Source organism: Sunxiuqinia rutila, from assembly GCF_050589705.1.
GTDB classification, from domain to species: Bacteria; Bacteroidota; Bacteroidia; order Bacteroidales; family Prolixibacteraceae; genus Sunxiuqinia; species Sunxiuqinia rutila.
On the sequence record NZ_JBNGOT010000010.1, the window covers coordinates 44,244 to 69,004 of the forward strand.

Genomic DNA, 24,761 nt, shown 5'->3' on the forward strand with positions numbered 1-24,761 from the left:
TATTATTACCTGTCGTTTCAATGGCACAAACCAGGAAGCGCATAGACATTGAACAAGCAGAATATTTGCTAACAAATGATAAAATTGTAGCTAATGCTCGGCGCTTGATTGGCAATGTTATTGTCAGACACAACAACATTCGACTATGGTGCGACAGCGCTTATATGTACAACGATACCAACATGGTACATGCCTTTGGGCATGTACATATCCTGAAAGACGACACCCTGCATTTATACTCTGATTTTTTGAATTACAACGGAGATCTCAAATGGACAGTTGCCACAGGAAATGTTCGGCTGGTCAATAAATCGACTACGCTGACCACCGATACCCTGGATTTTGACATGACCAAAAACGTAGGCTATTACGATGACTACGGAACCGTTGTGGACAGCGCAAGCACCTTGTACAGCAAAATTGGTGAATATTACGCCAATGAGGACAAGGCTTATTTTAAAACCGAAGTGGAAGTGTTGTCGCAGAACTATACGTTGACCTCGGATACACTGATTTATGACACCAAAACCCAGGTCATCTCCATCGTTGGCCCAACCAACATCAAGGATGATGAAAACAACCTGTATGCCGAACGCGGGTTTTACAACAGCAATTCCGGCGATGTGGAACTGTACAACAACCCGGAAATCCTCGGCGAGGAGCAAAAGATCAATGCCGACTCCATCTTCTACAATAAAACGACCGGCGATGGACGCGCCATTGGCAATGCGCGGATTGAAGACTTCAAAAACCGAATGATTGTCAAAGGAAATCGGGTCGTTTATAATGACCAGACGGAAACATCGCTTGCCACCGATTCGGCTCATTTTATGCTTTACTCCGAAAAAGACACCTTGTTTTTGCACGCCGACACCCTGCTTTCCGTCCCGGACTCCATTCCTGACCAGAAGTTGGTGATGGCCTATTATCAGGTGAAATTTTTCCGGGAAGACATGCAGGGACAGTGCGACTCAATGGTGTACTGGTCGATGGATTCCACCATCCAGCTGTTTCACGAGCCCATTGTATGGTCTGAAAACAATCAAATGACCGCAGATTACATTGAAATGGTCAATCAAAGCAATGCCCCCGACCTGGTTCGCATGGAGCAAAATGCCTTTATTGTTGCCATGGAAGATTCAGGCCGGTACAACCAAATTAAAGGTCGTAACATGCTGGGGTATATCCGCGACAATGAATTGTATAAAATTAATGTGGATGGAAACGGACAGTCCATATACTATGCCCGAGACGGAGAAGGCATCATTGGGATTAACAAAGCGCAAAGCAGCTCAATTGAAATTTACCTGGACAGCAGTAAGGTATCGAAGATTGTGTTTATAAAAACTCCGGACGGACAGCTCATGCCTCTGCTCAACGTTCCGGATAAAGAGAAAGAATTGCCCGGGTTTCATTGGTATGATGCCATTCGCCCCAAGCAGGTAGAAGATATTTTCCACAAAAACAAATAGCAAGGCTTAAGCCTTGCTATTTGTTTTTTCACTTGCTTGAAAATCAATTAATACTCGTCCTCATTGAAGAAAAAGTCATCTTTGCTGGGATAATCCGGCCAAATATCTTCAATACTTTCGTATATCTCCCCTTCGTCTTCAATATCCTGCAAGTTTTCAATCACTTCTAGTGGTGCTCCTGATCTCATTGCATAGTCGATCAACTCATCCTTGCTTGCAGGCCAAGGTGCATCCTCTAATTTCGAAGCTAATTCTAATGTCCAGTACATATTCGAAGGAATTTTAGTTTTGATTCTTTTTTTTGATTTTGCGAATATATAAAAAATTACAGCAATACCTAAGAAAAAATGAGTTTTGCTCAAACTCCCGAATTCCAGGTATTTTCAGGCACCTGATCATCAAATGAGATCTTGCGTCCGAGCACAAAAAGGTAGTCTGAAAGGCGATTTATGAATTTTATCAGGTTTTTATTGACATCTGTTTTTTCAGATAGCTCAATAATACGCCGTTCTGCCCTTCGGCAAATGGTTCTTGCAATCTGCGCATGCGCTGCTGCCGGACTTCCGCCAGGAAGTATAAACTGATTCAGTTTGGGCAGCACCTTAAACATCTCATCCATCTCATTTTCCAGCAAAGCAATATCTGAATCTTTGCAGGGAATCTGATTTCTGAAATCAGCCGCCGAATCATCGGTAGCCAATTGAGCCCCTACTGAAAACAGCAAGGACTGAATCTGCTTTAAAATCGCCTGCGCATGCTCATCAATCCCCATGGCAACAATTAGCCCCAGGTAACTATTCAACTCATCTACGGTCCCGTAGGCTTCCAGGCGAACATCGTATTTTTTTACCCGGGCTCCACCGATAAGACCAGTAGTGCCATCATCGCCGGTTTTTGTATATATTCGAATTTCTTTATCCATCAAATTACAGGATTTGGGTTAACTTCATCTGATTCAATCTGCCCATCTTTCAAACGAATAATCCGATGAGCATGCAAGGCAATATCTTCCTCGTGAGTGACCACAATCAGCGTATTGCCTTTTTGGTGAATATCGGCAAAAAGCTGCATAATTTCTTCTGAAATTTTAGAGTCCAGATTCCCTGTTGGCTCATCAGCCAACAAAATAGCAGGTTTATTAATTAGCGCTCGGGCCACAGCCACACGCTGCCGCTGTCCCCCCGACAATTCGTTGGGTTTATGCTCAATCCGGTCAGCCAGGCCCACATCAGTCAATATTTTCGTTCCTCGTTCCTGTCTTTCTTGTTTCTTAACCCCGGAGTAAATTAAAGGCAACATCACGTTATCCAAGGCCGTACTTCGCGGCAACAGGTTAAATGTTTGAAAGATAAAGCCGATTTCCCGATTCCGAATTACAGCCAACTGGTCATCGGTCAAATCGCTAACATTGTGCCCGTTCAAAACATATTTTCCGCTTGTTGGAGTGTCCAAACAGCCAATTACATTCATCAGCGTTGATTTTCCGGAGCCCGATGCCCCCATGATGGCCACATATTCGCCCTCGTTGATTGTGAGACTGACGGAACGCAAAGCACGCACCACTTGTGTCCCTACTTTATAGTTTTTGACAATGTCGGTAAGGTTGATTACTTGTTTCATTTTTTTAGAATTGAGCTTTCAGTATTTAATTAGGAAAATTATCGTTTATTCGTCATTGGATTCGTAAATATAGGGATATAGTCCTAGATTTTCACTTAACGAAAGTATTTTTGATTTTCATAAATCATGATTAAATTCACGATCATACAAAAACCATGCAATTAATTTCGTTTTACAAACAGAATAATCTTAATAACTACTTTTTATAGGGTTATTCGCTGCTGGTATTTGTTTTTTATCTTTGCTTCATGCCTGAGTATTTAGATCAAGACATTAAATTTTTGCCGGGAGTAGGCCCCAAACGAGCAGAACTACTTAACAAAGAGCTGGGTATTCGTTCGTTTCGCGACCTGCTTTATTATTTCCCTTATCGTTATATTGACCGGACGCGCTTTCACCAGATTGCCGAAGTACGTGCCGACCAGGCCTACATCCAGGTCAAAGGAAAAATTCGTTCGTTTAAGCTTTTAGGCGAAGGAAGGAAACAACGCCTGAGTGCCGTTTTTTATGACGAAACAGGCAGCATGGATTTAATTTGGTTTCAAGGGACTAAATATATTTTGGAAAACCTGGTCCCCGGAAAAACCTATGTGGTCTTTGGTAAGCCATCTGTGTTTAGCGGCCGGGTCAACATCATTCATCCCGAAGTGGAAGACCGCCAAAGTGAGCAATTTAAAACTGGTGTTCTTCAGGCATTTTACAACACCACAGAAAAGCTCAAAAAGCGTTTTCTGAATACCAACGCTTTAAATAAAATTCAGTTTAGTCTGGCCAATCAAATTCAGGGAAAGATTTATGAAACCTTGCCCGAGAAAATCAAGGCACCTTTAAAGCTGATGAGCCTCAGCGATGCGCTCCATCAAATTCATTTTCCAGAAAGTACTCACTTGCTGCAAAAAGCCACTTTTCGGCTCAAGTTTGAAGAGCTTTTTTACATTGAACTAAAAATTATCAGTCTAAAACACCGTCGGCTGGAAGCCTTTAAAGGCTTTGTCTTCTCAAAGGTAGGCTACAACTTTAACCATTTTTATGCCAACAACCTGCCCTTTGAACTGACCGGTGCTCAAAAGAAAGTTGTAAAAGAGATCCGCAAGGATCTTGGCTCCGGTAAACAAATGAACCGACTGCTGCAAGGCGATGTGGGCAGTGGCAAGACACTGGTCGCCCTTATGGTGGCGCTGTTGGCTTTCGACAACGGATTCCAGGCCAGCTTAATGGCTCCGACCGAAATTCTGGCCATTCAGCATTTTAACACCATTCAAAAAATGCTTGATGGATTGGGCGTCAACATCGCCTTATTAACCGGATCGACCAAAAAACGGGAGCGCCAGGTCATTCACGAGCAGCTTGCAAGCGGCGAACTTCAATTGCTGATTGGAACGCACGCGCTGATTGAAGATTCTGTTAGTTTTAACCAACTGGGTTTGGTCATCATCGATGAGCAGCACCGCTTTGGCGTGGCCCAACGCGCCAAGCTATGGAAAAAAAATGCCGGCATTCCGCCTCATATTTTGGTGATGACTGCCACCCCAATCCCCCGAACCCTGTCCATGACCCTTTATGGTGATCTGGATGTTTCGGTCATTGATGAGCTACCCCCGGGACGTAAACCCATTTCAACCAAGCACTTCTTTGAAAATCGGAGAAAAGAGGTTTATCAGTTTATTCGCTCGCAAATCGATGCCGGTCGGCAAGCCTACATTGTTTATCCGCTCATCAGCGAGTCGGAAAAGATGGACTACAAAAATCTGGAGGACGGCTATGAACTAATGCAAGAGGTTTTCCCCCGATACAAGCTTAGCATGGTTCACGGGCGCATGAAGCCCGCCGAAAAAGAGGCTGAAATGCAACTTTTCAAAGAAGGCAAAACACAAATCATGGTGGCCACCACCGTTATTGAAGTAGGCGTTGATGTTCCGAATGCCTCGGTGATGGTGATTGAGAGTGCCGAACGCTTTGGTCTGTCTCAGCTTCACCAACTTCGCGGACGTGTTGGACGTGGAGCCTCGCAATCCTACTGCCTGCTGATGTCGTCCTACAAAATTAGCAATGAAAGCCGCAAACGGCTCGAAACCATGGTTCGAACCAACGATGGTTTTGAAATTGCCGAAGTGGATCTTCAGCTAAGAGGGCCTGGCGATATTGAAGGCACGCAACAAAGTGGCTTGGGTGTTAACCTGAATATTGCCAATCTGGGAAAAGACGGTGAAATTTTACGGGTAGCGCGAATGATTGCCAGCGAGATCCTGGAGGATGACCCCCGATTGGAAAAAGAAGAGAACAAATTGCTTCGTTATCACTACCTAAAAATGAAGAATGCCGAGTTCAATTGGAGCGTAATTAGCTAAGATTAGTTAACAGCTTTTGCTTTTTTTTGCTTATCAGGCACGCTAAAAATACCGTCACATTGCAAAACAGAGATTAATTTATCGGCAAAACACTGCCATCTCCAGATGGCAGAAAACAATGATCTTTGTCATAAACCCTTGCATAATACTAATATTCAACCAGTTCCAAGACACCTACAAATGACAATTATTTAAAATAAATATAAATAGGAGTTGATGTTTTAAAAATGATTTAAAGTAGGGACCGAGTTATCTAAACATCTTTAGTTTTGCAGTCATAAATATGCTAGGAAGTAGAAAAGATGTCAGGAGAAATTTCACACAAAGGAATTATTAAAGCACTTTCTGCTCAACGAATTCTTGTTGAGATTATCAACGAGTCAGCCTGCTCTGCTTGTCATGCCAAAGGCATGTGTTCTGCCGCTGACATGAAAGAAAAAGAAATAGAAATCAATCATTTTTCGGGCGAATTCCATGTAGGCCAAACCGTTGAAGTGGTGGGCAAAACCTCTCAGGGGTTTAAAGCCCTTTTTTATGGCTACCTCCTCCCCTTTCTACTAATTATGATTGTATTAATTACACTGACCAGCTTGCAATTTAGCGAGGGAATCAGTGGATTGCTTTCGCTGTCAATTCTTATTCCGTATTATTTAATCCTTTATTTTACGAGAAACAGAATTCGCAAAAGCTTTGAATTTGAAATCAAGCCTTTACAATAGTTATGAGTGATACGATTATTTATACCATGATTGCTTTGAGTGCGATTGGCATTTTGGCTGCTGTCATTTTGTACTTTGTTGCTCAAAAGTTTAAAGTATACGAAGATCCACGGATCGATGAAGTTGAAAACGCACTCCCCGGCGCAAATTGCGGCGGATGCGGGTACGCAGGTTGCCGTGCTTTTGCCGAAGCCTGTGTGAAAGAAAACGACTTGTCGGATCTTTTTTGTCCCGTTGGTGGAAACGATTGCATGGGCGATGTAGCCGGTGTACTGGGACTGGAAGCCGTTCAGCAGGATCCTCGTGTAGCCGTTGTGCGATGCAACGGGAGCTGTGAACATCGTCCGAAGACCAACCAGTACGATGGAGCCTCTTCTTGTGCTGCAGCCGCTTCGCTGTACAGTGGCGATACCGGATGCCAGTTTGGCTGCCTTAGCCATGGCGACTGTGTTGCTGCCTGCGACTTTGACGCCTTGCACATGAATCCCGAAACCGGCTTGCCGGAAGTTGTTGACGACAAGTGTATCGCTTGCGGTGCCTGTGTGGAAGCTTGTCCGAAAACGCTGATTGAGCTCAGAAAACGGGGCCCCAAAGACCGGAAGATTTTTGTTTCCTGCAGAAATGAAGACAAAGGCGGCGTAGCCAAAAAATCCTGTGCAGTGGCCTGTATTGGCTGTTCCAAGTGTTTTAAAGTTTGTCCCTTCGATGCGATTACCATGAACAACAACTTGGCTTTCATCGATTCAGACAAGTGTAAATTGTGCCGTAAATGTGTGGTTGAATGTCCTACCAATGCCATAATTGAAGTAGGGTTCCCACCTCGCAAAATAAAAACAGACCTGCCCCCTAAGCCGGCAGTAAAGAAGGAAGCAGTTGTCAAACCAGAAAGTACTGCTTCTGAAGAAAAGAAAACCGAAAACTTAGATTAAAATAGGAGGCCATCGTGTTAAAAACATTCAAACTCGGCGGGGTTCATCCGGCAGAAAATAAACTTTCAGCCGACAAAGCCATTGAAAAACTGGCTTTGCCCAAAAGCGTTTTTATCCCCGTAGCCCAGCATATTGGAGCACCAGCAAAAGCCCTGGTTAAAAAAGGCGATCAAGTGAAAGCAGGACAACTCATTGCCCAGTCCGGGGGATTTGTTTCTGCCAACATTCACTCATCCGTTTCCGGAACCGTCAAAAAAATTGATTTGTCGCCCGATAGCTCCGGCTATCCCAAGCAAGGCATTTTTATTGATGTGGAAGGCGACGAATGGGCAGAAGGCATTGACACTTCAGATAAGCTGGTTGAAAAATTTGAAGCTGACAGCAAGAAAATCATTGATAAAATTAATGCAGCCGGAATTGTGGGCTTAGGAGGAGCCACCTTCCCTACCCACGTAAAACTGATGCCACCACAAGGCATGACAGCCGAAATGCTGCTGATCAATGGCGTAGAGTGCGAACCTTACCTGACCTCGGATCACCGGGTGATGCTGGAGAAAGCACCTGAGTTGCTAGTTGGAATTCGCCTGTTGATGTGCGCACTAGAAGTCAAAAAAGCTTACATCGGTATTGAAAACAATAAGCCCGATGCCATTGCTCACCTTCAAAAACTAACGGCTTCGGATGCATCCATCGAAGTGGTTCCTTTGAAAGTAAAATACCCACAAGGCGGTGAAAAACAATTAATCAAAGCAGTTACCGGCCGCGAAGTACCTTCTGGCGCACTTCCCATTGCTGTTGGCGCTGTGGTTAACAACGTAGGCACAGCCCTGGCTGTGTATGAAGCCGTTCAGAAAAATAAACCGCTGGTTGAACGCGTGGTGACCATCACCGGAAAATCGGTAGCCAAGCCTTCTAACTTTTTAGTACGCATCGGAACACCCGTTCAGGAGCTGATTGATGCAGCAGGCGGACTTCCTGAAGATGCCGGAAAAATTATCAGTGGTGGCCCAATGATGGGAAAAGCCATTGCTTCCACGACTGTTCCGGTAACCAAAGGAACATCAGGAATCCTGATTATGCAGGACAAGGAAGCCAAACGGGAACAGATGAAAACCTGCATCCGTTGTACCCGCTGTGTTACGGTTTGCCCGATGGGTCTTGAGCCCTATTACCTAATGACTGTTTCTGATAAAAAGCTGTGGGAGAAAGCAGAAGAACAGCACATCATGGATTGTATCGAATGTGGTTCATGCAGCTATACTTGCCCGGCTGATCGTCCTCTGCTGGATTATATCCGCCTGGGAAAAGGCAAAGTGGGTTCCATCATTCGCTCAAGAAAAAACTAATTCGTAAGTAAAATTCATAATTCTGATCAACAAGAGATGAGTAAATTGCTAACAATATCACCTTCACCGCATGTTCATACCAGCGATTCGGTGAATAAAATTATGTACCGGGTACTTCTGGCACTGGTGCCGGCCTTAGCCTGGTCCGTTTTTATGTTTGGCTTCGAAGCCATTCGCGTTACACTTTTAGCTGTTGCCGCATGTATGGCCTTCGAGTTTCTGATTCAGAAATTTCTGTTAAAAGAAGTCCCGCAAATTACCGATGGTTCAGCCGCACTTACCGGCATCCTTTTAGCCTTTAACGTTCCGGCAAGTCTTCCCTCCTGGATGATTATCGTTGGAGCCCTTGTTGCTATTGGTGTTGGAAAACTATCCTTCGGAGGTTTGGGAAACAATCCGTTTAACCCGGCTTTGGTTGGCCGTGTGTTTTTGCTGATTTCCTTTCCGGTGCACATGACCAGCTGGCCGGTAACCCAACATGCCACCGTTGACGCATTGACTACAGCTACCCCTTTGGCTCTTTTAAAAGAAGGAGTAAAAGCCGGACAGCCGGTAAGCGAAGTTATGCTTAACCTGCCTTCCAACATGGATTTGCTGTATGGAAACATGCCGGGTTCGCTTGGTGAAATTTCAGCCCTGTTTCTGTTGCTGGGATTTGCTTATATGGTCTGGAAAAAAGTTATTACCTGGCACATCCCCATCTTCGTATTGGGAACCATTTTTATTTTTCAGGGAGCTTTGTGGATGCTGAATCCTGAAAACTTTATCGAGCCGGTTTTCCACCTGCTGACCGGTGGAGCTATGCTTGGCGCAATTTTTATGGCGACGGATATGGTTACCTCGCCCATGACCGTTAAGGGACAACTGATCTTTGGAGTCGGAATCGGGGTTCTGACAGTTTTAATCCGAAACTTTGGAGCCTACCCGGAAGGAATATCCTTCGCCATCCTGATCATGAATGGATTTACGCCGCTCATTAACGCATATATTAAACCAAAACGATTTGGAGGGACGAAGTAATGGCACAAAAAGAATCGACATTTTTAAACATGACCTTGACCCTGTTTTTGGTTACCTTGATTGCGGCAACGATACTGGGTTTTATTTACGACTTGACCAAAGGTGATATTGCCCTGGCCAAACAAAAAGCACAAAAAGAAGCGATTGAAAGCGTTTTGCCGGCCTTCGACACGCTCGGCGACTCCTATAAAGTACTGCCCGAAGATGCGACTGACAGCCTGGAGTTTTTCCCGGCTTACGATGCCAACCAACAGTTGGTGGGAATTGCAGTAAAAACCTTTACCAAAGATGGTTTTAGCGGACTGATCAGCATTATGGCTGGTTTGGCACCCGATGGAACAGTTACCGGCTTTGAGGTACTTGAACACAAAGAAACGCCGGGTTTAGGAGCCAAAATGAACACTTGGTTTAAAGATGAAAGCAAACCCGGACAAAACATTATTGGCAAAAGTCCGGCAACAAGTAAATTTGAAGTGAGCAAAGATGGTGGCGATGTGGATGCAATCACCGCTTCAACAATTACCAGCCGCGCCTTTTTAGATGCGATTGTCAGGGCTTACAACACCTACAAAAACAATCCGGATCAGCAGGAAATCAGTACCAATCAAGTGAATGAAGGAGGACAGTCATGAATCAAATGAAGAACTTCACCAAAGGATTTATCAAAGAAAACCCGGTTTTCGTCTTATTGCTTGGCATGTGTCCAACACTTGGAGTTACCTCTTCGGCCATCAACGGATTGGGTATGGGTCTGGCAACAACTTTTGTGTTGCTAATGTCAAACATTGTCATTTCAGCCATCAAAAATGTCATCCCCAGCAAAGTTAAAATCCCCAGTTTCATTGTAGTTATTGCCTCGTTGGTAACAGTTGTAGAGCTGGTGATGCAAGCTTACCTGCCAGCCCTTTACAAAAGTCTGGGCTTATTCATTCCGCTGATTGTGGTAAACTGCATTGTACTGGGACGGGCAGAAGCCTTCGCCTCGAAAAACACCCTTGTTTCCTCTGCCATCGATGGCTTGGGAATGGGCTTAGGTTTTGCGTTTGCCTTAACCCTGCTGGGAGCTGCCCGCGAATTTTTGGGTAGTGGAAAAATCTTTGACATCGCAATCTTCCCCGAAGATTATGGCATGTTGCTGTTTGTACTGGCCCCGGGAGCATTTATTGTTCTGGGATACCTGATTGCATTAATCAACCGAATGAATAAAGCATAGGAGGTCTTACCATGGAATATATTATTATCATTATATCGGCTATTTTTGTCAACAACATTGTACTTAACCAATTCCTGGGGATATGCCCGTTTTTGGGTGTTTCCAAGAAAATCTCGACAGCTGTAGGCATGACCGGTGCGGTAACTTTTGTGATGGTTATTGCAACGATTGTAACTTACCTTATTCAGGTATCGATTCTGAACCCGCTGGGCTTACAGTTTCTGCAAACCATTTTCTTCATTCTGGTTATTGCTTCATTGGTACAATTGGTTGAAATTATCCTGAAAAAAGTGAGTCCATCGCTTTACCAGGCTCTGGGCGTTTTCTTGCCACTAATTACGACGAACTGTGCTATTTTAGGTGTGGCAATCCTTACCTACCAGAAAGAATTTAATTTGATGGAAGGTGTGGTATTTGCCATTGCAAACGCCATCGGATTTGGCTTAGCCTTGGTGCTGTTTGCCGGCCTGCGCGAACACCTCGACCTAATGAACATTCCAAAAGGATTGAAAGGAACACCGATTGCCCTGATTGTTGCCGGTATTTTGGCAATGGCATTCATGGGATTCAGTGGCTTGGTTTAACTAACAATCATTTTATTACAATTAAACCTATATTTCAAACTTATGAGCAATTAGAATCCAACAAAACACTTGAAAATAGGTCAAGCAACATCTTACGGGGTGTTGCTTTTTTTTGTGTCTGTAAGGCTGAAAACAACTGCTGTCCGATTCAACAACAACTCAACCTTCCGGTTAAGTTGCTTGTGAAATTCGTTCAAGTGCAATTAACCCCCTAATGCCTGCACCCATTCGTCTGCATGACGACTTACCAGTCCAGCTCCCACGCCAACCATCCTTCAATATAAGCTCATCCAATTCAGCAAACGGTCCATTTTCAGCGCAAGGCAAACTGCTTGCCACAAAAAAAAGCACCTCCCAACGGAAAGTGCTTTTCAAAAATGTCGTTTCAATGCTTATCGAATCCGGTTAACCGAGCGAACCAGGTCTTCATCCTTGCGGATGTTACGAATAGCCAGGTAATCGAGAATAATGGCAACCAGGGGAAACACGACAGACAACTTAAAGCTGATTTCAGCACCTTTAAAATCGTAGTAGGTAAAAAAGTAAAACATGCCAAAGAGCCCCAACAACAAAATGATGGTAAACGTAAGCAAGCGCATCTGCAATACCCTGTTTTTATAAAGAAAGATAGCCACAACATGCAGCACAAGAATAAGCCCGACAAAAAGCATGATCGGAAGTCCGTTATTAACCAGCTCGCCATTTTTCAGAATGCCTTTAATATTGAACAGGTACAACTCGTTGTGCGCCACAATTTCAGCAAATGGAAGAGCAAACAAAGCGCCGATCAAGATAGCGGCAATAAGCATATAAATAGTTTGAATACGTTGAATCATGATTTAAATTTTTTTGACAAAATTACATTTTTGGGCAAATGTGGCAACTCCACGAAAGGAAAAGTTTCATACCAATCGCCTGCGCTCTGCGTAAAGCAAACTTAATCATCCACTTTTACCCGTTTATTGCTTTGCGTATACCAAATATAGCCCGAAACATGGGGATAGCCGCAACGCTTCAGTTCATTTACGTAACTACGCACCTGGTAATGGTATTTATCCAACTCTTTTTCGCCCGATTTATAGTCAATCACAATCACCTCTTTTTCTCCCAGCATAATGCGGTCGGGGCGTTTCACGGCTTCTCCGGTTAACACCGAGCGTTCGTTCAACACGCGATAAGTGCCATCAAACCAGCTTTTCACCTCCGGGTCAGTCACCAGTTCATTCAGCTGTTGGGTCATTTGTTGGGCTTCATCCGCCTGCACAACGCCCTTAAAGACCAACGATTTCACCGCCATATCCACATCATCGGCCGTTGAGATTTTCGCCAGCACTTCGTGAAACACCTTTCCCTTGTTAATCTTCGTCGACGCCAGTTCATCGGCAACAAAAAAGTGCTCATTGCGCTTTCGCAAATTCAGGTAATCATGAAAATCAGCAAAACGAAACTGGTTCAGCTCCAACCGATTTTCAAACATTTTTTCTTTGGACGTTGTGGGCTTGATAGCCCCCACGGCAAAGCTCATCGTCTCAGAATCGTAATGTTCAGCCAACTGGCAAAACAAAGTTTGATCCTGGGTTAAAGGCAATGCAGCGGCCTTTTCCAAGGTATGAAGCAACACATCAGCCATGTTGCCAAACTTACCGGTTGTAACTGACCAAGTGAACAAAGCGGTCCGGGCACGTGTAAAAGCCACGTAAAGCATGTTCAAATTATCGATGTAGTTGCTAATTTTTTCCTGAAAATATTCGCGAAAGAAAATAGACTCCCCCATTCGCTTTTCAAATTTAACAGGCACCAGTTCCAGTTGGTCAAAGGGCGGCAACTGCGGACGACACCACAGCATGGGGGCGTGTTGCGGCGACACATCAATTTTCCAGTCGCAGAACGGAATAAAAACATAGTTGTATTCCAGCCCTTTTGCTTTATGGATGGTTTGAATCCGGATGGCATCCAGCTCTTCCGAAACGGCAATGGTTTTCTTTTGTCCCTGATCTTCCCACCAAAGCAGGAAAGCGGCAATATCCGTGGTCCGGCTCTTCATAAAACCCGCCACCTGATCAATAAAAGCCTGCAAATAGGCTAATTCTTCTTTCAGGCTGAAAAGGTTAAACAGCTCGCACACTTTAAAGCTAATTTCCTGAATATTGCGCCCCCCAAGTGTTTCCGAGAAATAGGAGCTGGACAAGAAATCAGAAAGTTTGTTACTGTCGTCCGTCAGCTTTTCGAACCAGTTGATATCATCCGGTTTAACCAGCGCATCAAAACCAAGCGAGAGCTGGTCAGAAGAAGGAAAAGACAAATCGGGTACCCGATGAATAGCCTGAAGCTGATCATACAGCTCATTATAGTACAAATGATTGGCCAGCGCCAATGCCACCGCATCGTTCGGATCGGCCAACAGATGAAGCAGAGCGAGCACAAAACCTACGGCCGGTGAGTTTTTCACATAAAGCGACTCACTGGATAAAATATTGAAATTGTAAGCAGAATCGCCCAGCGCATTTTCCTGTAGCAAGCGATCGGCCACCATCTTGGCTTCGTCCTTTTTACGCACCAATACCGCAATCTCCGAAGCGCTGGCTCCGCTTGACTGAACTTCCTTGATTCTTTCTACCAATTCATCCAGAATCGTCTCCAACAGTTCTTCCTTCTCTTCCTCTTTCGGCTTATCAAAAAACCGCATCCGAATCGCGCCATCGTTTTCCAGCTTGGTATTCGCAATCTCTTGCAAACTTTGTCCGTAAATAGCTTCAATCTGCCCCGACATTTCGGTATCCTTCAGCCGGTTGGCTTCCAGCTCCTCATTGATGTTTTGCTGAAACAGATAAGGCATGACCTGAAAAATACTGTTATTGAAGCGAATAATATTTCCGGTACTTCGCCAGTTCTTTTGCAAAGTCTCCTCTTCCACCCCATTGCCGGGAAACTGCGTATTTACTTCGCCTGCAAGCAGGTTCCAGTCACCATTTCTCCAACGGTAAATGGCTTGTTTCACATCGCCAACAACCATGCCCAAATGATCTTCTGAAAGAGCGTTTAAAATCAAAGGGCGGAAGTTTCCCCATTGCAAGCCCGAGGTGTCCTGAAACTCATCAATCATGAAGTGGTTGTAAAAAACACCGGTTTTCTCATAGATAAATGGCGTGTCCGAATCATCGATAATGCTTTTCAACAAGGTTCCCGATTCAGAAATCAGCACAACACCTTTCTCCTGCGTTACTTTGCGCACCATGGCTTGCAAGTCAACCAGAATCCCTAAGGTATAAAGTTGGCTCACGATGAGTTTGGCGCTGTTGTATTCGTGCAGTTTTTGAAAGTAAAACTCAACCGCTTCATTTAACAATAGTTGCAAAGCAACTGCCGCTTCCATCACATTGGCTTTGTCGTTCTTCTTCGTCCACACTTCCGGATCGTTGGCTGCATCCAGCACCCGGGTGCCGGGCCAGTTATCCAGGTTCAAATCGATCAGCCGCTGAAATGAACTGCAAGCACCGCTTTTCTTATATTTAAAATCATCCACCGACACGCCATGTTGCTGCATGGTCAGTAAACCAGCCCGCCCAATTCGTTTCAAATTACTTTCAAACTGAAAAATCAGACGATTCAGATCCTTTTGGTACTGCGTGATAAATGCTTTATCATTGATTTTCTCATGCAGGGTTTGGTTCAGTGCCTTGAAGGTTTCATTGTAAATTTGCACGCCCAACTTCAGAATATCATTTTTCAGGTTCCAGCCACCGCCTTCCCTGATCTTTTCATTGGCAAACTTCTTCAACCATTCCAGTAACTCCGGGTTATCTTCGATGGAAAGCAGCAATTCGTCCACTGCTTCCTCCAGAATCAGGTTGTCTTCCAAATCAACCTGGTACGATGAATTGATGCCCAGCTCGCGGTTAAACGATTTGATAACCCGCTGAAAAAAACTGTCAATCGTGCTGATTGAAAAACGCGAGTAATCGTGCAAAATCCGTTTCAGACTTTTTCGTGCACGTTCAGCAATATCCGGCTCACTCAGCTTCATTTCCTGCTTCAGTAAAGGCAAGTAAGGCGAAGGCTTTTCTTTGGCCAACACATAAAGCTCTTCGATCACCCGTTCTTTCATTTCCGTGGTGGCCTTGTTGGTAAAGGTAACTGCCAAAATGTTTTTGTAGTTCCACTCGTTATCCAGGGCAATCTTCAGGTATTCAAGGGCCAGGCGAAAAGTTTTTCCGGAGCCGGCTGAGGCTTTATAAATTTTGAGTTTCGACATGCTTATTTTCGAAAAAGTTAACTGAAAGTATGTGTTAAACAAAAGTACAATAATATTGCGATCCGACTTAAGTAAGCAGCAAATAGTCGGTGCATTCAATCAGGATTCAACTTCGGCCCAAAGCAGGTTTTCTTTCAACAGCCGGCCATTCAAAGTTTGAAAAGCCCTTTGGCAATTGTACATTTGCAGGAAGCTCAAATTCAACACGCATGGTACTTCAAGTTTTATTAGGATTTTCCATCATCCTCCAGTTTTTTGCGGCAGGGGTTGCCATCAAGCTCACCCGCGTCACTAAATTCAATTTCTCCTGGATTTTGCTGACCGTTGGCTTCATCGTCATGGCCATCAGCCGCATGGTTGAATTCCTGCCCTTCATCAGCAATTTTGAACCTCAAGAGCTGGGTGAAGTCGTCATTTGGTTTGGCGTGGTTATTTCCCTCACCTTTGCCATTGGCGTTTTCATGATTCAGCGGATTTTTAAATACATGAAACGCGTAGAAGATTCGCGCCGCCTGATGGAAAAGATGTTCCTGAATGCCATCATTCAAACCGAAGAAAAAGAACGAAAGCGCTTTGCCAAAGACCTGCACGATGGTCTGGGGCCTTTGCTTTCGACAGTAAAAATGTCCATTTCATCGCTCGCTCAGCTGGAACACGACCAGGCTTCGCGGGAAATTGTATCGAACACAGAAATGGTCATCAATGAAGCCATGAAATCGCTTAAAGAAATTTCGGATAACCTGAGTCCGCATGTCCTCAACAACTTTGGGCTGCTGCGTGCTTTGCGCAATTTCACCAACAAGATCAATGCAACCAAAGCTATTCGCATTCACCTGAGTTCGAACATTACCAACGAGCGGTTTTCCAACAACATCGAGGTCGTGCTCTACCGGGTGGTATGCGAGCTGATCAACAATACCATTAAGCACGCCAAAGCCAAAAATATACGTATCAACCTTCAGCACATTGAGCAGGAGCTTGTCATCACCTATAAGGACGATGGCATTGGGTTCAACAAAAAACAACTGGAGAAGCAGCCTTCAACGGGAGGAATGGGCTTATCCAATATTTACTCGCGCATCAATTCGCTGAAAGGTGAACTGCATATTGAGAGTAAACCTCACCAAGGTACCCGTGTCAACATCAAAGTAAAAATAGATAAGGATGAATAAACCCAACTACCATATCATGCTGGTCGACGACCACACCTTATTTCGCAATGGCTTGCGAATTTTGCTAAACAACCTGAACGAGTACACCGTAAGCGGAGAAGCTGCTAACGGGCAGGAATTTCTGGATTTGCTGGAAACACAAACCCCTGACCTGGTCCTGCTGGACATTGACATGCCGGTAATGGATGGCATTGAGGCTGCCAGCAGGGCCATCAAAAAGAATCCCGACCTGAAGATTATTACCCTTTCGATGTATGGGGAAGAGGATTATTACTACAAAATGGTTGATGCCGGAGTTAAAGGTTTTTTGCTGAAGGATTCAGATATTCAGGAAGTCAAACTGGCACTGGAAACGGTAGCAGAAGGGGGTACTTATTTTTCTTCCGAACTCCTTCAAAATCTGGTCAGCAGCCTGCGATCCAAGTCTCAACATCATGAAAAACAGAATGTTTTATCCGAACGGGAAACAGAAATTCTGATTCTCATTTGCCAGGGATTTTCAAACCAGGAAATTGCCGATCAGCTATTCATTTCCAAGCGAACGGTTGACAAACACCGCTCCAATATTCTGGAGAAAAGTGAAAGTAAAAATACCGCTCAACTGGTCATGTATGCCATTAAAAACCAATTGGTCGAAATTTGAGACAGGCAAAAAAAGGATCTGTTAAGCCAAACTTTAACTGATCAGCCGTTCGATCCGTGCATCCAGTTGCGCCTGATCTTTTGTAAAACTGGCCAGCCCGGCCAGATTCAGCAAGGTATCAACAGCCAGTTCGCCAGACTTTATTCTTGAAGCCCATCGCTCGTGCACCGGAATCTTGCCCTCGCTGGCAATATCCTCCAGATCCTCATCACTTAAATACGGGAACAGATCTCGGAAGCCGGCATCATGCACTCGCTGAATCAGTTCATTGCCATCCAGAGGAAGGTTGGCACCAAGGTCCAGGGCCAGCGCAAGTTCCTCTTCCGAGACATGCCACAGCTTCGAAATCAAAGGCTCATCTTCCGGCGAATTTAAGTGAACCGGGTAATCGGCATCAAGCCTGGAGCTGAAGCTCCCCTTCAGGCTTGCTTTTCCTGCTGCGGCTACCTGGGTTGGCATGGTAAATACATCCACTCCGGCCAAATCTTCCAGCTGGCTGGCACTGCGTAAACTGGCCGCAATCAGCTTGGTGGGAACCTTATTTTTTGAAGTCAGTTTGGTCACCCAACGCTGGGTTTCAAGAACGGCCTTTTCCCCTGCTCCGGAACCATCTCCAAGCCCATTGTCTTTAAGGTAAGCCCCCAGACGCCCCAGGAAAACATTCAGGTAATTGGGTTTTGTAATTGACGCCACCAAAACATTCTGGCGAGCACTAAATTCAAGCGTAAAATTGATTTTTACGCCTAAATCCCGCAACTTGCGCGCAGCAAGCATCCCCGAAGCCGTATAGGGAACCTTGACAATAAACTGCTCAGGGCATAGTTCGAAATAGCGCAACCCATAATCTACCGTAGCCTCCATATTGTGGGCTGTATTGGTGTGCAGTTCAACACTGACAAATCCCCCAAACGTTTTAGCCAGCCTCAAGCCGTGCCTGGCGTTTACGATAAAGGCTATTTCCATGATCTGCTCCCGGATGGGTAAATCTTTAACAATTGCTTTCGCCTGACCGATCAGCTTGTCATAAATTCCTTTCTGAATTTCTTTATTAATTAAGGTGTTATTGGTGGTTAAGGCCGTCATTTCGGAGGTCCAGTTTTTATTCGCTTCATCGATATCCCCCGTGTCCAGCCACAGTTCGGTACCGGTATTTTTCAGGCTTTGCCAAAAGGGATCAGGTGTTGCTGCAGCAACAGGCTCATTAACTTCACTTAATACAAATTCTTTGATCTTTGTTTTCAGTTTAGCATCCATAGTCGGTTATTTATAGATTGAACGAATCAGAACCTCAACAACCAAATATACCTAATTTATTTATATTGTTATATTTAGACCGTCCTTTTATAACAACTACTGATTACAGAAAACGCTGAGCAAGACTGAGCGCCTGGCTGCCATAAAAACCGCCAAACAAATAATAATGATTCAACACGTGATAGAGTTGGTAAAGCTCAATCCGCTCTTCCCAGCCTGGATTTAAAGGAAACTCGTTTTGATAAGCGCTCCAACACGTTTGTGAGAATCCGCCAAACATGGTCATCATGGAAAGTTCCATTTCGCGGTCGGCATAATAGGCTGCCGGATCAATCAAAGCTGGCCCCTGCGACGTATAAAGGTAATTGCCTGACCACAGGTCGCCATGAATCAGTGACGGAGTCGTGTCAGCAGGGATAAGCTCCGGCAAGCGCGCCACCAGTTTTTCATAGGTATTTCTTTCGCGGGAAGCAAGTGCCCGATGCTGGCTGATCTTTTCAACCAGGTAAAGAATACGCTGAGATCCAAAGAAAGCAATCCAATCGCTGTTCCAGCGGTTATCCTGTTCGGTGGCGCCACAGTAATTGTTATGCGAAAATCCAAAGGCCTTGTTTGTTTTTCGATGCAGTCGGGCCAGGCCCATGCCCAACTTTTCATCTTCGGAAGGAGCATGCCCGGGCGTTAGGTAGTCCATCAGTAAATAGCCGGGAAGCTGACCAGCTTCATGAGCCAGAACAACCTTGGGGATGAGCAGGTCTGATTGGTCGGCTTCGCCGAGTGCTTGTAGAGATTCCGCTTCACGAGTAAACAAGTCAGCCGGCGTATTGGCATTCCATTTCAGAAAGAAATTTCCGTGGTTGGTTTCCAGCTTAATACTGGTACTGATACATCCTCCGCCAACTGCTTTTTGGTTAGTAATCACCAAATCCTGACTAAAGCTCGTGCGATAATTATCAATGATGTGCCTGAGAATTTTTTGCTCCATGCAAACAAATTTCAGCATAATAAAAAAAAGTAGCAAACCCGCTTCCTAAAAAAGCTGATTGGCTACTTTTGTATTCTCTTGTAAGCTTAGCTATTAAGCTTCTGTCTCAGTCTCGGGTGTTTCGTCCGCTTCTGTTTCTTCGTCAAAGTTCAGCAATTCTTTGCTCTGAAGCAAGTTGTACCATTGAATGACTTTTTTCATATCCGAAACATATACGCGATCCTGATCATAGTCAGGGAGAATTTCTCCGAAATACGTTTTCAGCTCATTCCCTGAACTCACTTTAGCTACTTCGCCAGCATTTTCCTTTTCAGAAATACTTTTAAGAACTTCTTTCAAAGGCACTTCTCCTGTTTCAGTAAAGATAGCGATATCTTCCAACGCACTAATCTTCGATGTAGAATAAGCTGGCATTCTTTTCCCAGTCACCAAAGATTCAACGATAATACTGTTTTTTGCTTCAGCCACCAGTTTAAAGAGTCCTGGTTGGCCTGATATAGACATTATTCCTTTCAACATAAATTCAAATTTTTATCTCGGCGAATATACTATTTTCCATGGATTCAGCCTAAACAACCCGAACCGAATTGCAAGTGCTGCAGACCGGGATTAGTGCTTTCTATTCCAGATATTTACGATACAGATTAGCTGATTTCGGATCTTCGAACCGGGTATAAATATTGACCAAATAAGCGGCATAGCGTGAATTTTGATCCATTTCCCACAAAGGCTTAAAGTAGGACAACGATTTCTGGAAATCGGCAGTTACCGTTTTCAGCGCCTGGGTGAGTTTAATGTGCTGCACCCGTGTATGATTCTCTTGGTATTTCTTCATCTCGCTCTGGTAGCGGTTTTCAGCTTGGTTGTAGTACTTTATCCCCATCCATTCCAAGGCGGCTACATTCTTCGGATTGAGAGCCAGAATTTCCTCTGCAACAGAGTCACAAACAGCTTCATTCTTTAATTTCTTCTGAATGGAAAAATACGGATCGAGGTATTTTTCTTGCTGACGATCTTCCATTCTCAAAGATGGCCATAAGGCCAAAGCCTTTTCACGCTCATTAATCTGACTATAGATTTCAAATAAGCGTGCATTCACCTTTTTAAGTTCAGGCTGATCGGGATAGTTGGCTTGGTAAAACTCCAGTGCGTCCAGTTCTTTGGACAGGTTCTTCTTTTGTTCGTAAAGAGCCGCCAAGTTCAAGTACATGTCCGAATCGGCATAATTAAGCGACTGGGCCTGCTCCAGCCAATTCAAAGCCAGCTCAGATTGATTGGCCTGCGTAGCCATTTTTGCAGCTTCTGCATAATAGGCCGGGGGGACCTCATTCCCATCAAGCAATTGCTGTTCAAAATACAACCGCCAGTTTTCGGTTGCCGCCTCAAAATTCCCTTCTGCAACAGCCTGTTGTGCCATATTCCGGTAAGATGTGGTTACTTTAGGAGCCCCGCAACCACCTGCCATTAGCGCAATCATTACAATTAAAATACCTGATCTTGATTTCATAGTTTTCTCTTTGTTTTTCCAACGTCATTATTAACACAAATGTTATACCCGCCAATCACCTCAAGTACTTATCATGAAATAACAACTCAATAATTATGGCCCGTTCTGCAACGCTTCAAAATTGCAAACAAGGCACTTATTCGTATAAAAGAAAGGTCATTTCTGTATGTTGAAATGACCTTCCCAGGTTTATATTTTGATTGATAAAACGATTAAACCTGTTTGAAGAAATCGTTTCCTTTGTCATCAACAATGATGAAGGCCGGGAAATTTTCCACACGGATTTTGCGGATGGCTTCCATACCCAATTCTTCGAAATCAACAACCTCAACGGACTTAATGTTCGTTTTTGCTAAAATAGCAGCCGGGCCTCCAATTGATCCCAAGTAAAAACCGCCGTATTTCTGGCAAGCATCAGTCACCTGCTGCGAGCGGTTTCCTTTAGCCAACATGATCATAGAACCACCTAAACTCTGGAACAGATCAACATAAGGGTCCATACGTCCGGCCGTTGTAGGGCCAAAGCTTCCGGAAGGCATACCTGCCGGAGTTTTTGCAGGACCTGCATAGTAAACCGGATGTTTTTTGAAGTAATCAGGCAATTCTTTTCCTTCGTCAACCATTTGTTTCAAACGAGCATGCGCCATATCGCGGGCAACAATCAGTGTTCCTTTCAAGTTCAAACGCGTTTTGGTCGGGTATTTGCTCAACTCAGCCAATACTTCTTCCATCGGACGATCCAGATCGATATCAACAGCTGGTGCCAATTCAGGAGCTTGCTCAGGCAAATACTTCGCCGGATCTTTCTCCAGTTGCTCTACAAAAATACCTTCTTCTGTAATTTTTGCTTTGATATTGCGGTCGGCGCTACAGCTTACGCCCAGCCCTACCGGACAAGATGCAGCGTGACGTGGCAAACGAATCACCCGTACATCATGTACGAAGTATTTTCCACCAAACTGTGCTCCAATGGCGCTATCCTGGCAAATCTTTTGTATTTTTTCTTCCCACTCCAAGTCGCGAAAAGCCTGTCCACCCTCATTTCCTTCTGTTGGCAAGTGGTCATAGTATCCGGCTGATGCTTTTTTCACGGTAGCCAGCGTTGCTTCGGCCGAAGTACCGCCAATAACCAAAGCCAAGTGGTATGGAGGACAAGCGGAAGTTCCAAGGTCTTTAATTTTTTCCTGAACAAATTTGGTCAGGTTCTCTTCGTTCAACAATGATTTGGTTTGCTGATACAGAAAGGTTTTGTTACCTGAACCACCACCTTTAGTTACAAACAAGAATTCGTATTGATTGCCTTGTTCGGCATAGATGTCAATTTGAGCCGGCAGGTTGTTGCCTGTATTTTTTTCCTCGAACATTGAAAAAGGAACCACTTGCGAATAGCGTAAGTTGCGGTCCTGGTAGGTATCATAAATCCCTTTCGATAAGAACTCAGCGTCCGATGCACCTGTGTAAACATCTTCTCCTTTTTTAGCCACAACAATGGCAGTACCTGTATCCTGGCAGGTTGGCAGTTCACCTTCCGCAGCCACCACCTGGTTCATCAACATGGTGTGTGCCACAAAACGGTCGTTATCCGAAGCTTCTTCATCACTCAAAATGTGCTTCAGCTTTTCCAGGTGTGTTGGTCTTAAGTAGAAAGAAACATCAGCAAAAGCTTCCTTTGCCAGGTATTCCAGTCCTTTCGGATCAACTTTCAGGACTTTCCGGCCATCAACTTCCACCGTTGACACGTAATCCGTCGTCAACAAGCGATAGGGTGTGGTGTCTTTTAAAATTGGAAATGGTTTTTGATACTTGAAATCTGCCATAGCTTTATGTTATTGAAAAGATTATATAATAATTTTGGTTTTTTTATTATGTTTTAAGAAAACGTGTTCCAAATCGAACAAATATAGGGATATTCGAAAAATGAGACACGCAAATTAACCAATTTCGCCTCGAAAAAGAAATTCTTCACAAAGCCTTCACACACCTTTCCTAAGGGCGTTTTGGATGTAAGTCATCATTTTTTCATCGTAGGCTTTCATTAAGGCTCTTACAGCCTGATTCATGGGATCAAATTTTTGTTCACCAATTGAGGCAATGGGCAAAACTTTGGTTGAAGTACCCGTTAAAAAAGCAGCATCATAATCAGCAAGCGTATCCATTGGAATGGTTTGTTCTACGCATGAAAAATTCAACTCGCCAAGGCATTCAAGCACCTTTTGCCGGGTGATTCCGGAGAGCACAAACTCCGAGCGGGGTGTGTAAAAACGATCGCCCTTTACAAAAAAGAGGTTGGTACGACTTCCTTCCAGCACCTGCTTCTCTGCATTGACCAGGATGACTTCAAAAAGCTGATGCTCCTGAATAGCCTGGTTGGCAGTGTTGCGTAAACTTTGCTGCACCGTTTTGGCTTTAGGTAGCACGCGTTCTGCCAACATGCAGTCCGTTTTCACCCCGTATAAATAAGCCTCAGCAGCTGGATAAACATGAGGAATAAAATAAAAGAACGCGGCCTGTTTTCCGCTTCCATACTGAATTAAAACCTTGATGTTGCCCACCGCCAAATCATTGGCCTGAATCAGTTTTTTGATTTCCCGGGCAAAATCTGTTTCCGTCATTGCTAAAGGAATACCAGCCAATTGGGCCGAATGTACCAGGCGGGCATAATGCTCTTCCAGAAACAAGCCTACCGAATCCATTACCCGAAGGACCTCATAAATCAGGATGGCATCCGTGGTCAATACTTCTACCATTCCAACCGGAAAAAGACGATCATCTTTTATAAAATACGTTCCTGTACAATCAATCATGGCATTCACTCAAAGCATATTTTTTTCAAATCTAGGGATTAATCCTGCAGAACTAAAATCAAACATCATCTAAAATAGTAATAGCAGCTTGCTCAATTCGTGGATGGTCTCCCCTGCTCAGGCCAGCAAAAGTCTGAGGTTACTTTAAACACCACTCAAGCTGGCGGCATAATTCAGCATATCAAGCACTTCATTCTTATACCGCCGCCCTATCGGGAGTTCAACACCGGCAATTTCCAGCGAGGTATTGGTGTAAGCATCCACATGACTTGTGCAGATTACATAGGATTTATGAATGCGCAGAAAAAACTGCGAAGGCAGCTTCTCAGCCACCTGGTTCAGGCCCATCTTCGTTATCACTTTTCGTTGTTTGGTATGAATCTGAATGTACTCGCCCAGGCCTTCAATGTAAAGAATATCGCACAACGGCACTTTGACCTCCTTTTTGTTTTCGCGAACAAAAATAAAAGGGCGTCCGGCCTGAAAGTCGGCTTGAAAAGAAGTACTTAGCTGCAGGTATTTGTTTACTGCCCGCATAAAACGCTCAAACCGGATTGGCTTCAGCAGGTAGTCCACCACCTCCAGCTCAAAGCCTTCCATAGCGTACTCGCGGTGCGCCGTGGTTACTATGACTTTGGGCGGGTGGTGAAGTGACTTCAATAGTTGGATTCCGGATTGTCGCGGTAATTCGATATCCAAAAACATCAAATCCACCGGAATTTCCCGCAACAGCTCAGCAGCTTCTTCGGCAGAAGCACATTGCGCCACAATATCCAAAGAATCGAACTTTTGAGCATGCCTGTAAATTAATTCACGAGCCAATGGTTCATCGTCCACAATCAGGCATTTGTTTCTCATTGTTTTCTGTTTTAATGCATTCAAAAAAATAGAAG

Annotated in this window: 23 protein-coding genes; 11 read left to right on the forward strand and 12 right to left on the reverse strand. The window is 44.4% G+C overall.

From position 1 onward, the window contains the following. The first annotated feature begins 20 nt into the window (after positions 1-20). On the forward strand, positions 21-1,472 hold the full coding sequence (locus tag ACRD6K_RS13725; protein ID WP_430973697.1) for an OstA-like protein: 1,452 nt from the start codon (positions 21-23) through the stop codon (positions 1,470-1,472). A gap of 47 nt (positions 1,473-1,519) precedes the next feature. Here the strand turns inward: ACRD6K_RS13725 and ACRD6K_RS13730 are convergent, their stop codons facing one another. From ACRD6K_RS13730 to ACRD6K_RS13740, 3 genes are all read right to left on the reverse strand, one after another. Next, complete coding sequence (locus ACRD6K_RS13730) at positions 1,520-1,741, reverse strand: DUF2795 domain-containing protein (RefSeq protein WP_299578114.1); 222 nt, start codon at positions 1,739-1,741, stop codon at positions 1,520-1,522. Between the two features lie 89 nt (positions 1,742-1,830). Then, the gene (locus ACRD6K_RS13735; protein WP_430973698.1) at positions 1,831-2,394 is read right to left on the reverse strand and encodes a cob(I)yrinic acid a,c-diamide adenosyltransferase; all 564 of its coding nucleotides are present in this window, start codon (positions 2,392-2,394) and stop codon (positions 1,831-1,833) included. After that, positions 2,394-3,092, reverse strand: coding sequence for an ABC transporter ATP-binding protein (locus tag ACRD6K_RS13740; protein WP_299578112.1), 699 nt, complete (start codon positions 3,090-3,092; stop codon positions 2,394-2,396). The genes ACRD6K_RS13735 and ACRD6K_RS13740 overlap by 1 nt, the downstream gene beginning before the upstream one ends. Before the next feature lie 248 nt (positions 3,093-3,340). On the opposite strand from ACRD6K_RS13740, the gene recG reads away from it, so the two are divergent. The 8 genes from recG to rsxA all read left to right on the forward strand — a co-directional run bounded on the left by recG (position 3,341) and on the right by rsxA (position 11,251). Then, positions 3,341-5,440 (forward strand): ATP-dependent DNA helicase RecG, encoded by a 2,100-nt coding sequence (recG, locus tag ACRD6K_RS13745; protein WP_299578111.1) that lies wholly within the window; start codon positions 3,341-3,343, stop codon positions 5,438-5,440. A 302-nt stretch (positions 5,441-5,742) separates the two neighbouring features. After that, a complete protein-coding gene (locus ACRD6K_RS13750; protein WP_299578110.1) occupies positions 5,743-6,159 on the forward strand; it encodes a SoxR reducing system RseC family protein in 417 nt (138 codons plus the stop codon). Positions 6,160-6,161: 2 nt separating this feature from the next. After that, the gene (locus ACRD6K_RS13755) at positions 6,162-7,088 is read left to right on the forward strand and encodes a Fe-S cluster domain-containing protein (protein WP_299578109.1); all 927 of its coding nucleotides are present in this window, start codon (positions 6,162-6,164) and stop codon (positions 7,086-7,088) included. A gap of 14 nt (positions 7,089-7,102) precedes the next feature. After that, the gene (rsxC, locus tag ACRD6K_RS13760; RefSeq protein WP_430973699.1) at positions 7,103-8,434 is read left to right on the forward strand and encodes an electron transport complex subunit RsxC; all 1,332 of its coding nucleotides are present in this window, start codon (positions 7,103-7,105) and stop codon (positions 8,432-8,434) included. A 36-nt stretch (positions 8,435-8,470) separates the two neighbouring features. Next, positions 8,471-9,454: an RnfABCDGE type electron transport complex subunit D gene (locus ACRD6K_RS13765; protein ID WP_430973700.1), complete on the forward strand. Its 984-nt coding sequence runs from the start codon at positions 8,471-8,473 to the stop codon at positions 9,452-9,454. Further along, entirely contained in the window at positions 9,454-10,086 is a 633-nt protein-coding gene (locus ACRD6K_RS13770) for an RnfABCDGE type electron transport complex subunit G (protein ID WP_430973701.1), read from the forward strand. The genes ACRD6K_RS13765 and ACRD6K_RS13770 overlap by 1 nt, the downstream gene beginning before the upstream one ends. Next, a complete protein-coding gene (gene rsxE / locus ACRD6K_RS13775) occupies positions 10,083-10,667 on the forward strand; it encodes an electron transport complex subunit RsxE (protein WP_299578105.1) in 585 nt (194 codons plus the stop codon). Before ACRD6K_RS13770 ends, rsxE begins: the two co-directional genes overlap by 4 nt. Positions 10,668-10,678: 11 nt before the next feature. After that, positions 10,679-11,251, forward strand: a complete 573-nt coding sequence (gene rsxA, locus ACRD6K_RS13780; protein WP_299578104.1) for an electron transport complex subunit RsxA — start codon at positions 10,679-10,681, stop codon at positions 11,249-11,251. Between the two features lie 392 nt (positions 11,252-11,643). On the opposite strand, the gene ACRD6K_RS13785 is transcribed toward rsxA, so the two are convergent. Both ACRD6K_RS13785 and ACRD6K_RS13790 read right to left on the reverse strand, forming a co-directional pair. Continuing rightward, on the reverse strand, positions 11,644-12,087 hold the full coding sequence (locus ACRD6K_RS13785; protein ID WP_430973702.1) for a DUF4293 domain-containing protein: 444 nt from the start codon (positions 12,085-12,087) through the stop codon (positions 11,644-11,646). 101 nt (positions 12,088-12,188) lie between these two features. Further along, positions 12,189-15,503, reverse strand: a complete 3,315-nt coding sequence (locus ACRD6K_RS13790) for a UvrD-helicase domain-containing protein (protein ID WP_430973703.1) — start codon at positions 15,501-15,503, stop codon at positions 12,189-12,191. 209 nt (positions 15,504-15,712) lie between these two features. Here ACRD6K_RS13790 and ACRD6K_RS13795 point away from each other — a divergent pair, with 209 nt between their 5' ends. After that, the gene (locus tag ACRD6K_RS13795) at positions 15,713-16,675 is read left to right on the forward strand and encodes a sensor histidine kinase (protein ID WP_299578100.1); all 963 of its coding nucleotides are present in this window, start codon (positions 15,713-15,715) and stop codon (positions 16,673-16,675) included. Beyond that, positions 16,668-17,318, forward strand: coding sequence for a response regulator transcription factor (locus ACRD6K_RS13800; protein ID WP_430973704.1), 651 nt, complete (start codon positions 16,668-16,670; stop codon positions 17,316-17,318). Before ACRD6K_RS13795 ends, ACRD6K_RS13800 begins: the two co-directional genes overlap by 8 nt. Before the next feature lie 33 nt (positions 17,319-17,351). Here ACRD6K_RS13800 and ACRD6K_RS13805 read toward each other — a convergent pair whose 3' ends face one another. From ACRD6K_RS13805 to ACRD6K_RS13835, 7 genes are all read right to left on the reverse strand, one after another. Further along, positions 17,352-18,572, reverse strand: a complete 1,221-nt coding sequence (locus tag ACRD6K_RS13805; RefSeq protein WP_430973705.1) for a transaldolase family protein — start codon at positions 18,570-18,572, stop codon at positions 17,352-17,354. 103 nt (positions 18,573-18,675) lie between these two features. Then, complete coding sequence (locus ACRD6K_RS13810) at positions 18,676-19,557, reverse strand: fructosamine kinase family protein (protein ID WP_430973706.1); 882 nt, start codon at positions 19,555-19,557, stop codon at positions 18,676-18,678. 93 nt (positions 19,558-19,650) lie between these two features. Continuing rightward, on the reverse strand, positions 19,651-20,076 hold the full coding sequence (locus tag ACRD6K_RS13815; RefSeq protein ID WP_299578096.1) for a DUF5606 family protein: 426 nt from the start codon (positions 20,074-20,076) through the stop codon (positions 19,651-19,653). 100 nt (positions 20,077-20,176) lie between these two features. Continuing rightward, positions 20,177-21,064 (reverse strand): tetratricopeptide repeat protein, encoded by an 888-nt coding sequence (locus ACRD6K_RS13820; RefSeq protein WP_430973707.1) that lies wholly within the window; start codon positions 21,062-21,064, stop codon positions 20,177-20,179. A gap of 212 nt (positions 21,065-21,276) precedes the next feature. Then, positions 21,277-22,881, reverse strand: coding sequence for a fumarate hydratase (locus ACRD6K_RS13825; protein ID WP_430973708.1), 1,605 nt, complete (start codon positions 22,879-22,881; stop codon positions 21,277-21,279). 156 nt (positions 22,882-23,037) lie between these two features. Next, a complete protein-coding gene (locus ACRD6K_RS13830) occupies positions 23,038-23,868 on the reverse strand; it encodes an aminotransferase class IV (RefSeq protein WP_430973770.1) in 831 nt (276 codons plus the stop codon). Positions 23,869-24,012: 144 nt separating this feature from the next. Next, positions 24,013-24,726: a LytR/AlgR family response regulator transcription factor gene (locus tag ACRD6K_RS13835; RefSeq protein WP_430973709.1), complete on the reverse strand. Its 714-nt coding sequence runs from the start codon at positions 24,724-24,726 to the stop codon at positions 24,013-24,015. Positions 24,727-24,761: the final 35 nt, after the last annotated feature.